Source organism: Rathayibacter iranicus NCPPB 2253 = VKM Ac-1602 (assembly GCF_003149025.1).
GTDB classification, from domain to species: domain Bacteria; phylum Actinomycetota; class Actinomycetes; order Actinomycetales; family Microbacteriaceae; genus Rathayibacter; species Rathayibacter iranicus.
In genome coordinates, this window is sequence record NZ_QGDV01000001.1 from 111,732 (window position 1) to 124,535 (window position 12,804).

A 12,804-nucleotide genomic window follows, 5' to 3' on the forward strand; every position below is an offset into this window, starting at 1 on the left:
GACGGCTGGCGACCTCCGTGGCACTGGAATTCCGCAAGATGCGGCGTCTGCGGACGATTCCTCTCCTGATCGGTCTCGTCGGTGCTGTTGCTGGCCTCAGCTCCGCCTCCCTGTTCTCGGGCGGCGCTCGGGCAACCTTCGATGATCCGGACGCGTCACCCTGGGCGGCACTGCTGCTCAGCTACACCATGATCGTGGCGATGACCGCACCGATCCTCGCCGCCGTGCTTGCCAGCAGACAGACCGACATCGAGCACTCAGGGGCCGGCTGGAATCTCGCCGCCACTGCCGGTTTCAGTCGTCCGAGCCTCTGTCGCGCCAAACTCTGCGCTCTGGCCCTCCTGCTGGTGCCTGCCGTTGCCTGTCAGACCCTTCTGGTGATCGGCATCGGCGTCCTCGTCGGGATCACCGCGCCGCTGGATCCCCTGCCCTGGATCGTGTACACCGGGCTCGTTTCTCTGCTCGACGTCACGTTCTGCGCGCTGCACATTTGGCTCGCCGCACGCGTGGAAAACCAGCTCGTCAGCGTGGGCGTCGGGATGCTCGGCGCGTTCCTCGCGGCATTCTCCCTGCTCAGTCCTGCGTCCGTTAGCCGCGTCATTCCCTGGGGGTACTACGCCGTTATCTCGCAGGCCGGGCAGTCCGGCGACGCCGTGGTCTACATCCAGGCGCCCTACGAATGGATCGCCGGGTTCCTGATCCTTGCCGCTGCCGCCTTCTCGGTGGGAGTTCACCGTCTCGATCGCATCGGAGGATAATCTCGTGTTCCGCGCTGAACTCACGAAACTCAAGCGATCCAGCACCTGGATCGTCGCCCTGATCCTGCCGATCCTCGCGGTCGTCACGGGCACGATCAACCTCGAAACCAACACTGAAGTGCTCGATTCGGGGTGGGAGTCGTTCACCTCTCAGGTCGTGCTCTTCTACGGACTGATCTTCTATTCACTGGGGATCAGCCTGCTCACGGCCACGGTCTGGCGCGTCGAGCACCGCGGCACGAACTGGAATCTCTTGCTGACCTCCACCGCCGGAGCGTCGCGGCTCTCGCTGGCGAAAATCGCCGTGGTCCTCCTGCCCACCGCCCTCATGCAGGCGGTCCTCGTCGCAGGTACCGCGATCTCCGGAACCGTCGTCCTCCATCTGGCGGGGCCTTTCCCGTGGGAGTTCGCCGTCGTGGGGCTCGTCGCCGTCGTCGCGGCTCTTCCTCTCATCGCCGCGCAATCACTCCTGTCGATGCTGCTGCGATCCTTCGCGGCGCCTGTCGCCCTGTGCCTTGTCGGCTGCGTCGTCGGGGTCGCCGCGCTCACGTCCACGGTGCTGCGGCCCCTCGGCTACGTCCTGCCGCAGGCCCTCACCACGCGGGCGCTGAATCTCGGTTCCACCGCGTTTGTCGGCTCCGGGGGACTCACCGTCGATGATGTCGTGCCGCTCGTTGTGACCGCGATCGCCCTCGCGGCGGCGCTGACGTGGTTCACGGTCGTCGCGCTTCGCATCGTCAAGCTTCGCTGAGAGGAGGGAGCGGCGCTCGCCGAGACACCGCGCTCTGCCGAGACGCCCCGCCGATCAGTGCATCACCTCGCGTCGCCGGGCTCCAACGTGCACGGCGAGGAGGAGCCCGGCCAGGCAACAGAGGACGAGGCCGGTGGCGCTCGCCGCCAGCACGACATACCCGGTGGCCGCGACCACGAGTCCAGCGGCGATGCTCGCCGCTCCGCCGCCCACGTTGAGCAGGAGATCCGTCGCGCTCTGAGCGGCCGCGCGATCCGCGGGACCGAGGTCGAGGGTGACCAGCGTCGAGCCGGCGACTGTTCCCAGCGACCACGCCGCGCCCAGCAGGGCGAGACCGATCCCGAACAGCAAGGGCCCGCTCGTCGCTGCGACAGCGAGTATCCCCGCGGCCACGGCCGTCAGAGCGAGGCCGGCCGCTCCGCTACGCAGGGCACCCCAGCGCCGCACGAGCAGCCCGAAGAGAGGACTGAATCCGTACATCGCGGCGAGATGCCCGCTCAGCACGATGCCGACGATCACCGTGGTCTGCTCATCCGTCCCGTGCTCGCCGCCCCCGTGCTGACCCGCGTGGTGCAGGTGCACCGGAGCCAGCGCCATGAGCGCGATCATCACGGCGTGGGAGGCCACCGAGATCGCGACTCCCGCGCGGGCTCGAGGATGCGCACGGAGCACAGTGACCGCGTTCGCGCGCACGACAACAGGACGCGTCAGCGCCGCGGTGGTCGTCGGTAGGCCGATGCGAACGCACGCTGCGGCAGCTCCGTAGAGCACAGCGGGAAGGACGAAGGACGCCGCGCCGGCGGTGACCGCGGCGAGATTCGGACCGACCAGCGAGCCGACCGTCGATGCCCACAGGACCAGCGCGATCATGGTGGCCGTCCTCTCCGGGGCGGGAGTGAACTCGGCTGCGGCGAAGCGCGCGGCCAGCCCGGCGACGGTCCCGCCGCCGATGAGGACGGTGCCGAGGACGAGCAGCCACCACAACCCCAGCCCGATCGCCGCTGCGCCGACCAGCGCGCCGGCCGCCGCACAGCTGTACGCGAGCGAGAGAGCCGCGCGGCGACCGAAGCGTTCGGAGAGGCGCGCGAGGGGGACGGTGAGCGCACTCGCTCCTACAACCATCGCCGTCTGGGTCGCTCCGGCCACCTGCTCGGTTCCCGATAGCGCCACCGCCGCAACGCTCGCCGTCGTGAGCACCAGCCCCGCCGCGGTGGAGGCCAGCACCTGCGCCGCGAGAAGCGCGCGCAGTGCGGGGCCGAGTGGCGGCGACGTCTGGACGCGAGTGGGGCTCATTGAGGGGCACGGTATCAGGATCGCTCGCGGGCCGCCGTTGCAGTGTCTCAGCGGAGGAGGGGTGGAGGCGGCGGCATCGTCAGGCCCGCCGGTAGCATCGACAGGTGATCAGCACCGTCCCGCGTATTAGCGACCTCCGCGAGTGGCTGCACAAGGAGCGGCGGGCCGGGAAAAGCGTCGCACTCGTCGCGACGATGGGGGCGCTGCACGCCGGACACCTGGCGCTCGTTGCCCGGGCGCGCGAGCTCGCCGACGTCGTCGTGGTCTCGGTCTTCGTGAATCCGCTGCAATTCGGGCCGAGCGAAGACCTCGACCGTTACCCGCGCGACCTCGCTGGCGACACCGCACTGCTCAACGCGGCGGGGGTCGACGTCGTCTTCGCGCCAGACGTCGCCGAGATGTATCCCGACGGCCCCACGGCCACCCGGGTCGTGACGGGCGAGGTCGGCGGCCTCTACGAGGGTCGCTCACGGCCGGGACACTTCGACGGGATGCTCACCGTCGTCGCGAAGCTGCTGAACATCGTGCAGCCCGACGTCACGGTCTTCGGGCAGAAGGACGCGCAGCAGCTGTTCCTCGTGCGTCGCATGGTCCTCGACCTCGACCTCCCCGTTGCCGTCGAGGGCGTCGACATCGTGCGGGAGGAGGATGGGCTCGCCCGCTCCAGCCGCAACCGCTACCTCGACGACGAGCAGCGCCGAGCGGGACTCGCACTCCCGCGACTCCTCGTCGCTGCCGCAGCAGCGGCCGACCGCGGCGCCGACGCGGCCATCGACGCGGCGCGCGCCGTCGCGCGGGATGAACCGCTCGTTAGGCTGGACTACCTCGCCGTGGTGAATCCCGCGACGCTCCTCCCGGTCGACGCCGACCACCGCGGTCCGGCCCTCGTGCTCGTCGCCGCGCGTGTCGGCAGCACCCGCCTCCTCGACAACGGCCCGATCCTGCTCGCCTGATCTCGGCCGCCCGCCTCCTACCGAAAGCACCGCGCCATGGCCGATACTCCCGACGCCCCCGTGCCCCCGACCGAGCCGACCGCGCGCACCGCCGCCGAGCAGCACGCGCTCGAGCAGGAGGCCTCCGAACAGAAGGCCGTCCGCCTCGTCAAGCGTGAGCGCCTGCTCGAGCTCGCCGGCGACGACCTCGGCGCGGGTGCCTACCCCGTCGCCGTCGCAGTCACCGACACCATCGCGGCCGTCCGCGCGCGGCACGAGGGCATCGAGTTGGACGTGAGGACGGGAGAGCGTGTCGGTCTCGCTGGCCGCGTCGTGTTCCAGCGCAACACCGGCAAGCTCTGCTTCGCGACCCTCCAGTCGGGTGACGGCGAGCGCATCCAGGCGATGGTGTCACTCGGCGACGTCGGTGAGGAGTCGCTGGCGGCGTGGAAGGAGTTGATCGACCTGGGCGACCACCTCTTCGTTGCCGGCGAGGTCATCTCGAGCAAGCGCGGCGAGCTGAGCGTCTGGGTCTCGGAGTGGGCCATCGCCGCGAAGGCGCTCCTCCCACTGCCGAACCTGCACAGCGAACTCGGCGACGAGACCCGGATGCGTCAGCGCTACCTCGATCTGATCGTGCGGCGTCAGGCCCGCGAGACCGTGGTCACCCGGGCGAGAGTCAACGCCTCCCTGCGCAGCACTTTCGCGGCGCACGAGTTCCTCGAGGTCGAGACGCCGATGCTCCAGGTGATGCATGGCGGTGCCTCCGCCCGCCCCTTCGCCACGCACTCCAACGCGTTCGACACCGAGCTGTATCTCCGCATCGCGCCCGAGCTCTATCTCAAGCGCGCGGTCGTCGGAGGCATCGACCGGGTCTTCGAGATCAACCGTAACTTCCGCAACGAGGGCGCCGACTCCACGCACTCGCCCGAGTTCGCGATGCTCGAGGCGTACCAGGCTTACGGCGACTACACCTCGATCGCCGACCTCACTCAGGAGCTGATCCAGAATGCGGCACAGGCCGTCGCCGGCTCACACGTCGTCACCTGGGCCGACGGCACCGAGTTCGATCTCGGCGGCGAGTGGGACCGCATCTCGATGTACGAGAGCCTGTCCGTCGCGGCGGGCATCGCGATCACTCCCGAGACTCCGCTGATCGAACTCGAGACACTCGCCGCGCGCGAGGGCGTCGACGTGCACGTGCCCACTCGCGGCAAGTACATCGAAGAACTGTGGGAGCACTTCGTGAAGGGCGGCCTCACGCGCCCGACTTTCGTCATGGACTTCCCTGTCGATACCTCGCCTCTCGTGCGCGCCCACCGGAGCATCCCGGGTGTCGTTGAGAAGTGGGACCTCTACGTCCGCGGCTTCGAGCTGGCGACCGGCTACTCCGAGCTGGTCGACCCGGTCGTGCAGCGCGAGCGCTTTGTGGAGCAAGCGCGCCAGGCCGCGGCGGGCGACGACGAGGCGATGCGCCTTGACGAGGACTTCCTCCGCGCGCTCGAGCACGGCATGCCGCCGACGGGCGGGATGGGGATGGGGATCGACCGCTTGCTGATGGCGATCACCGGCCTCGGCATCCGCGAGACGATCCTGTTCCCGCTGGTGAAGTAGGTCGTGAGGCGTCGGCGTCCGCTGGGTCGAAAGACAGAGGAGTCGGCGCCTCGGTTTTTCCGAGCGCGCGAGTTACCGGTCCCCCTGGTCCCAGGTGAAGAGCCGAGCGGCGAGCAGTGCCGCCGTCATCCCGGCTGCCGCCATCATGAGCCAGAGCCACGGGACCGGGAGGAATGGTGTGGTCCCCGCAATATCGGCGCCGACCGCCTGCATGAACCACGTGCTCGGGAAGGCGTACGTGATGGAGCGGACGACATCCGGGAAGACGTCGAGCGGTATGACGCTGCCTGACGTCAGGATCAGGACGACCGGCAGGAACCCCGTGATCTGAGCCATGAGGTCCGGATTCGACGACCGACTCGCCAGCAGGTAGGCGAATGCGAAAAGCATCGCGAGCCCCAGGACGAGCGTGACAAACAGTCTGACAATGGAGAACGATTCGACGTATCCCTGCGTCCAGGCGACTCCGACGATCACGAGGGCTTCTGCCATCCCGAGAGCGAATCGGACGGGGCTCTGCGCGAGAATGAACGACATTCGGCGCACGGGCGTCGTCCCGAGCAGACGTAACGTCCCGCGCTGACGCAGCGCAACGAGGGGCACCGACGTGCCCACGAACGCGATCGCCATGAACCCCATCGCCAGGACTGCCGCGAGGTTGACCCGAAGGACGTCGGTCTCAGGCGACCCGGAGGCATCGGTGACGGCGATCTGCGACGTCGGAACGCCGACCGAATGCACCGCGGCGACGAGTTCTTTCCATGCCGGCTTTTTCTTCGAGGGGAGGACGATGTGACCCTGACCATCCTCGATAGCGATCATGGCTGTGACCTCGTCGGACGCGTCGACGGACCGGACCTCGATACCTCGGTCGTGCAGCGCCGTCACCACTGAAGCCGCCTGTGGCCCCGCAGCCACCGACACAATCGGGGCTGGACGTCCGCCATTGACGACGAAGTCGATCCCCATCATGAGGAGCAGGAAGAAGAAAAACATGAACGTCAACCCGACGATCGTCTTGACGTTCCGCAGCAATTCGCGCGTACTCAGCACAGTGAGCTGCTTCAATTCTGTCCGTCGGCTCCGCCGCACGGTGGTGATCGCCTGTGTCATGGTTGCCGGCCTTTCGTCGCGTCCTGCTGCTCGCTTCGTCGCCGGTCATCGGGAAGCTCCGCGAGTTCGAGAAAGATGTCCTCGAGGCTGCCCTGTCGCACAGTCAGTTCGCGCGCATGGAGGGACCGATCGAAGGTAATGCGGCGGATAAGTTCATCCGGGTCATCGGTACGGAGGCGCACGCGGACGCCGCCGAGTACCTTCTCCGATTCGAACGGCACCCCATGGAGCGTCTCGGCGATCTGCTCGTCGGTCGTCGTCGGCGCGGTGGTGAAGGCGACGTCGCTTGTGCCTGCACGCTGACGAATCAGCTCATCCGGGCTGTCCAGCGCCACGAGGCGGCCTCCCACGATGATGGCGACGCGGTCGCAGACGGAGGTCGCCTCGTCCATGTGGTGAGTGGAGAGCACGACCGTCGTCCCTCGGTCCCGGAGACCGTGGATCACCCGCCAGAGGGCTTGCCGGGCCGCGGGGTCCAGCCCGGCGGAGGGCTCGTCCAGGATGAGCACCTCGGGATCCGCGACCAGCGCGACACCGAGGAGAAGCCGTCGGGCCTGACCGCCGGAGAGCTTCTTGGCGCGCTTGTCTGCGTGGTCGGTCAGGTCGATCTCGGCGAGGATGTCCTCGATGGGACGTGGGGCTTCGTGGAAAGAGGCAAACAGTTCGAGCGTCTCCCGGACGGTCACGGTATCGAAGAGGCTTGCCGACTGCGGCTGCACGGCGACTCGCCGAGTGATCTCGTCCCGGTCGCGAGCGGGGTCGAAGCCGAGGACTCGGACGGTCCCCGCAGACGGGCGTTGCAGTCCCACGATGCACTCGATCGTCGTCGTCTTCCCGGCGCCGTTCGGTCCGAGGAAGCCGAGAACCTCGCCTCGCTGAACATCCAGGCTCACGTCTGTCACGGCAGGGAAATCACCGAACGATTTCGAGAACGACCGCAGTTCGATGACCGTCTCCGGCAGGACCTCACGGTCGGCCCGTGCCTCGCGCATCTCCTCGTGCATATCACTCCCCGTGATGTGTCGTCGTGACCGAACGATGCCTTCCGACCGCCACCGATGCGCGGCTGCTGAGTGGATTGCGTGGTCCGGAGTGGTCGGACGAGGCGGCCGCGCCGGAACCGCGAGCCTCACCGGCAAGCAAAGCCGATATATACTCGCATGGTCAACTGTGTGGCGCGTGATTATCGGACTCGGCATCCGCGAGACGGCCATCCGAGACAACGGCCTGTTCTGGTCCGCCTCGTTCCGCTCGCAGAGCGCCATCGACCGACCGGAGCCGGTCGGCCCTCAGCAGGGGGGCGAGCGCACTCGACCCCCAAACCTGCACGCCCCGCATCGGCCACCCCGCTGCGGTCCTCTTTACAGGAGGCATCCGCGACTCGGACCTCAGCTTGGGACTCGTCGGGTCGAGCGCACGCCGAGATCGACCCGACTGGAGCTTCTTCGACGCTATTCGTCGATCTTCTTCATATGGATTTCAAGCGGCCATGAAGAGGAGGTGGGTCGGACTCGTACGGTTCCCTGTCGACGGTGATCGTGATTGACCTCATGTTCGTCGGGCATGAAGTTGTCGCCTCAACGGTTTTCCCAGTGGCGCCAAAGCTGAAATGACCGCGGCAAGCGATTTCCCCCTTTTTATTTCGGTTCCCCCGGGTTGGTGTTCGTCGTCTGTAGATGTAATAGTAGTGTGATGATCGAGCGTCAGACGGAACACTCCGAAGAAATGGAAAGAATTAATTCACCCCACTATCGAGTAAATTTTTGGTCTCGACAGTCGGAGGAATTCGGCTGGAATCTTGATGCTTATCTTCTCGATGATGCTCTCAGTATCAACGAGGTGCTGACCTGGGCTGTATTGAGAGCAGACGGAAGAAGTTATGAGGTATTTGCCGTTATTACCGTGGGGTCAACCGACGAAACTATGTTAGTGAGGCTCGTCGGAACCAACCCCAATCGCTCAGTGTAAATTTCGCGTTAGATATTAGTCAATTTATGTCGAAAGCGCGGTCGTGCCATGCAATCGGGGACATGGTAGGTGCCGTGATCCACAGGTCGACGTCATCTCCTCCAGCCAAGTCGATTGGGGGTCCCCCTGTGGAGCGGCGCGCGTTAGGCTCCTCGCCGTGCTCATCGACCTGGAATCCGGCGATCCGCGGTGGGCTGTCGCCCTCCCCGTCCTCCGTGAACTGCGCCCGCATCTCACCGACGAACTGCTCGATCTGGTACTGCGGGAAGGTGCTCCCCAAGGCTTACACTTCACCGCGCTGTTCCAGAGTGACCGTTGTGTGGCTGTCGCCGGCTGGCGGGTCGTGGTCACCACGAGCGCGATCCGGAAGCTCTACATCGACGACCTCTCCACTGCTGCCGCCGAACGTTCGCGCGGCCACGGCGCGACCCTCCTGGCCGCCCTGGCGGAGCGAGGTCGAGAACTGGGCTGCATGGCGATCGAACTCGACTCCGGGGTTCAACGCTATGACGCACACCGCTTCTACCTCCGTGAGCGAATGGACATCACCTCTCATCACTTCGCGCGACGGCTCGACTAGCGATAGTGACCGGTTCGGCACCTTCTAGCGGGCTCCTGTCGACTACTCCGTCTGACCTGCCGCGAGCATGTTCCACTTATGACATAATCGGCGGCCCTCGCGTCGGCAGTGCGGGTGACCTCGAACACGTGAGGGTGAGAACGCTCACACGAGGGTGTCAGTGTTTGGTCCTCGGTGGGGCCGACAATGCGCAGTGGTAAACAAAATCTGTGCCCAGATAGGTGAGTCAAGAGACGAGAGACTGGAAGCGGCCGATGGTGAAGAAGCGTGTGTGGAAAAAGTGACGTGTGCGGGAGTGCGAGCCATGAGGGCGTCGGTTACGCAGGCGGTTCCTGCTATGGCCGCCAAATTCCCAGTGAGCACTTCGTCGGTTAAGGTCGCCGCGAGCGGCGTCGGTGGGGCATTGAGTGGAATGGCAGTGTGCCCCGCCACCTTCTGTTGACGGGGTGTGCATGCATGGAGACTATGGATTTCACCTCATGGAGGACGATCCGCTGGTTCCTGCTCATCCAGGGCGCACTGGCGGTACTGTTCTTCTTTCTCGGCGCGCCGATCGGGGGGTGGCTGTGCTTGGTTATTCCCCCATTCGTCACCGCGCTCACTTTGATCACTCGCGCTAAGCAGAGGCAAGAAAGGCCGCGCGACGAAGAGAGTCATCAGGGCTCGTAGAGAGATCTCGTGCGGCTATCACGATCACCCGTTGCGCTTGAACCGGCGCGAATCAACGTCAACGGTCGCAGCTCCTGGCCGAGCGCGTGGCGCGCCTTCACCGGACTTGGCATGCGCGAGATGATCTGTTCTCGGCTGGTCAAGTAGGGTCGCAGTCGGCGGAGGCGACTCCGCAGACATCACGGCACAGACACAACACCGCAACCACACCAGCGGCCTCCCGGCCGGACGGGGGAAGACATGCCCAGGGCATCCGGCATCGTCGCGACAGCAGCGGCCGTCGTGCTGACGATCGCCCAGTTCGGCGTCGGCGCTGTCGTCGCCACCTCGGTGGTCACCTCCTCCGGGCCCGTCCGCACCGCGCTCGCCGACCGTCGGGCGGCGGAGGCGTTCACTCCGGACGCCACGGTCGCGGGTTTCGCCGAGCGCACCGCCATGTCGCAGCGAGGCCGCGCCCTCTATTACGCATCGCACCCGTCTGTCGAGCCGACTGCCGGCTTCAACGCTCGCTGCGGCTACGGCGCCTCAGACGAGATCGTCCTCGGGTGTTACACCGGCACTGACATCTTCATTTCGGACGTCTCGAATCCCGACCTCGACGGCGTGCGTGACGTCACGGCAGCGCACGAGATGTTGCACGCCGCGTGGGCTCGCCTCCCTCGCGACGAGCAGGCCGAGCTCGGTGCCCAACTCGAGGCGGTGTACGCGGCGCTCCCGCAGGACGGTGCGGTGGCGAAGCGGCTCGAGCTGTACCGCACCGGCGGGCTCGGTGAGCGGGTCAACGAGCTGCACTCGATCCTGGGCACCGAGGTCGCCGATCTCCCACCGGCCCTGGAGGCGCATTACGCCACGTTCTTTACCGACCGTTCCGTCGTCGTCGAGTTAAACGCGCGCTACGAGGCCGTGTTCTCTGATCTAGAGAAGCGGATCGATGATCTGGTCTCCCGCATGGAGTCGATGTACACGGACCTCACCGCCCGGGTCGATGCGAACAACGCCGAGTACGACGCGCTCAACTCCGAAATCGACAGTTTCAACGCCCGGGCCGACAGTGGTGCCTTCTCGTCGTCGGCGGAGTTCGAGGCCGAGCGTGCGGACCTGCTCGCGCGAGGGCAAGCGATCGATGCCACCCGCGCCGCCATTGACACGGACATCGCTGTGTACGACGGCCTCCGGTCCGAACTCGAGGGGCTGAACTCCGATGCGGCGGCCCTGAACAAATCGGTCAAGAGCACGTAGAAAGGGGAGTCATTCCGGCCGCTGAGCGAACGGGCTCCCCCCTTCAGGGCGCGCTCCGGCAGGCCACGGGTAGGATCACCAGCATGGATTGGGAGCTGTGGAACCAGGGGCTGTGGGCCCTCGTTCCGACGATCACCGTCGGACTCATCTTCTGGTTCGTGATGCGAGCGCTGATCCGCTCGGACCGCAATGAACGCCGTGCGTACGACCGCATCGAGGCCCGCGAGCGCGTCCGCCGCGGCCTGCCGCCTCGCGACGCCTCCTGACCACCGCCGGCCCGCGGCCCGTCGGCGCGTTCGGTGACCAGCTCTGCACGACGAACGAGGAGGCGCGGTGCCCGCACCGGACTCAACGGTGATCCTCCCGATCGCCGCGATCGTCGTCGAACTCGTCGTGCGGGTGATCGCCGTCATCGTCGTTCCACGCAACCGTCGACCAACGACGGGCCTCGCCTGGCTGATGGCAATCTTCCTGATCCCCTACGTCGGCATCCTGCTCTTCCTCTTCATCGGGAGCAACCGCCTCCCGCGCAAGCGCCGCCGGAAGCAGCAGGAGATCAACCGTTTCATCCTGGATTCGACCGAGGGGATCGACCGAGTAGCCCAGGAGCATCCGTGGCCGCAGTGGCTCGAATCAGTCGTCACCCTCAACCGCAACCTCGGCGCGATGCCGCTCGTCGGTGGAAACGACGCGCGCCTCCAGGGCAATTACGAGCAGACAATCGAGGCGATGGCCCGCGAGATCGACCGCGCTAGACGCTACGTGCACTGCGAGTTCTACATTCTTGCCGCCGACTCGACAACGGCGCCTTTCTTCGACGCCCTCGACCGTGCGGTCGCACGGGGAGTGCGGGTGCGGATCCTGCTCGACCACATCGCGTCCATCCGTGTCCCGGGCTACTTCAGCGGGACGTACCGCCGCCTCCGCGCACTCGAGGAGGCCGGGGCAAGCTGGTCGTACATGCTGCCTGTGCGCCCCTGGCGGGGGCAGTATCAGCGTCCGGATCTGCGCAATCACCGCAAGCTACTGATCGTCGATGGCACGGTGGCCTTCATGGGCTCGCAGAACGTCGTCGACTCGAGCTACAACAAGCGCGGCAACATCCGCCGGGGTCTGCACTGGCACGACTTGATGGTGCGTCTCGAAGGTCCGGTGGTGCAGGGCATCAACGCGATCTTCATCACCGACTGGTATAGCGAGACCGATGAGCTGATGCTGCGCGAGTCGGAGCCGATGGAGGCGTTGCAGCAGCGCGACACCATCGACTGCCAGGTCGTCCCGAGCGGGCCGGGCTTCGAGGGCGAGAACAACCTGCGGCTGTTCCTCACCCTGCTCTATTCGGCGCAGAAGTCGATCATTATCACGAGCCCGTACTTCGTCCCGGACGAGGCGATGCTCTACGCGATCACGACGGCGACGAGGCGCGGCGTGCACGTGGAACTCTTCGTCTCCGAGATCGGGGACCAGGCAGTCGTCTACCACGCTCAGCGCTCCTACTACGAGACGCTGCTCACCGCGGGCGTGCAAATTTGGATGTACCGCACGCCGACCATCCTGCACGCCAAGCACTTCACCATTGACGACGATGTTGCTGTCATCGGCTCCAGCAACATGGACATGCGATCGTTCACATTGAACCTCGAGGTCTCGCTCATGGTGCGCGGTTCTGAATTCGTCGAAGACCTGCGTCAGGTGCAGCAGGAGTATCGCGAGCACTCACGGGAACTGACTCTGCGGGAGTGGCACCAGCAGCCCCTCCGCTCGACACTGCTCGACAATCTCGCGCGACTCACCTCAGCGCTGCAGTGACGACCGTGCCAGATCCCCCATCAGGGGGAGTGCGAGTATAACTCAGTTACCCTAGACTCGGGGCTCGGTGCCTAATTG

At 66.1% G+C, this 12,804-nt stretch carries 12 protein-coding genes; 9 read left to right on the forward strand and 3 right to left on the reverse strand.

The window, feature by feature from the left end:
• Positions 1-17: 17 nt before the first annotated feature.
• Positions 18-758 (forward strand): ABC transporter permease, encoded by a 741-nt coding sequence (locus B0H03_RS00565; protein ID WP_241560469.1) that lies wholly within the window; start codon positions 18-20, stop codon positions 756-758.
• Between the two features lie 4 nt (positions 759-762).
• Positions 763-1,509, forward strand: a complete 747-nt coding sequence (locus B0H03_RS00570; RefSeq protein WP_104266189.1) for an ABC transporter permease — start codon at positions 763-765, stop codon at positions 1,507-1,509.
• Between the two features lie 54 nt (positions 1,510-1,563).
• Here B0H03_RS00570 and B0H03_RS00575 read toward each other — a convergent pair whose 3' ends face one another.
• Positions 1,564-2,802 (reverse strand): MFS transporter, encoded by a 1,239-nt coding sequence (locus tag B0H03_RS00575; protein WP_104266190.1) that lies wholly within the window; start codon positions 2,800-2,802, stop codon positions 1,564-1,566.
• Between the two features lie 104 nt (positions 2,803-2,906).
• On the opposite strand from B0H03_RS00575, the gene panC reads away from it, so the two are divergent.
• Together panC and lysS are read left to right on the forward strand one after the other, a co-directional pair.
• Positions 2,907-3,755 carry a pantoate--beta-alanine ligase gene (gene panC, locus B0H03_RS00580; RefSeq protein ID WP_104266191.1) on the forward strand — a complete coding sequence of 283 codons (849 nt, stop codon included), beginning with the start codon at positions 2,907-2,909 and terminating at the stop codon, positions 3,753-3,755.
• Positions 3,756-3,791: 36 nt separating this feature from the next.
• Positions 3,792-5,348, forward strand: a complete 1,557-nt coding sequence (gene lysS, locus B0H03_RS00585; protein ID WP_104266192.1) for a lysine--tRNA ligase — start codon at positions 3,792-3,794, stop codon at positions 5,346-5,348.
• 72 nt (positions 5,349-5,420) lie between these two features.
• Here lysS and B0H03_RS00590 read toward each other — a convergent pair whose 3' ends face one another.
• A complete protein-coding gene (locus B0H03_RS00590) occupies positions 5,421-6,461 on the reverse strand; it encodes an ABC transporter permease (protein WP_104266193.1) in 1,041 nt (346 codons plus the stop codon).
• Positions 6,458-7,453 (reverse strand): ABC transporter ATP-binding protein, encoded by a 996-nt coding sequence (locus B0H03_RS00595; protein WP_237399260.1) that lies wholly within the window; start codon positions 7,451-7,453, stop codon positions 6,458-6,460. Before B0H03_RS00595 ends, B0H03_RS00590 begins: the two co-directional genes overlap by 4 nt.
• 700 nt (positions 7,454-8,153) lie before the next feature.
• Here B0H03_RS00595 and B0H03_RS00600 point away from each other — a divergent pair.
• The 5 genes from B0H03_RS00600 to cls all read left to right on the forward strand — a co-directional run bounded on the left by B0H03_RS00600 (position 8,154) and on the right by cls (position 12,726).
• Positions 8,154-8,429 (forward strand): hypothetical protein, encoded by a 276-nt coding sequence (locus B0H03_RS00600; protein WP_104266195.1) that lies wholly within the window; start codon positions 8,154-8,156, stop codon positions 8,427-8,429.
• A gap of 157 nt (positions 8,430-8,586) precedes the next feature.
• Complete coding sequence (locus B0H03_RS00605) at positions 8,587-9,009, forward strand: GNAT family N-acetyltransferase (RefSeq protein ID WP_104266196.1); 423 nt, start codon at positions 8,587-8,589, stop codon at positions 9,007-9,009.
• Between the two features lie 909 nt (positions 9,010-9,918).
• Positions 9,919-10,917 (forward strand): hypothetical protein, encoded by a 999-nt coding sequence (locus tag B0H03_RS00615; protein WP_104266198.1) that lies wholly within the window; start codon positions 9,919-9,921, stop codon positions 10,915-10,917.
• A gap of 83 nt (positions 10,918-11,000) precedes the next feature.
• The gene (locus B0H03_RS00620) at positions 11,001-11,183 is read left to right on the forward strand and encodes a hypothetical protein (RefSeq protein ID WP_104266199.1); all 183 of its coding nucleotides are present in this window, start codon (positions 11,001-11,003) and stop codon (positions 11,181-11,183) included.
• A gap of 67 nt (positions 11,184-11,250) precedes the next feature.
• The gene (gene cls, locus B0H03_RS00625) at positions 11,251-12,726 is read left to right on the forward strand and encodes a cardiolipin synthase (RefSeq protein ID WP_104266200.1); all 1,476 of its coding nucleotides are present in this window, start codon (positions 11,251-11,253) and stop codon (positions 12,724-12,726) included.
• The last annotated feature ends 78 nt before the right edge of the window (positions 12,727-12,804 follow it).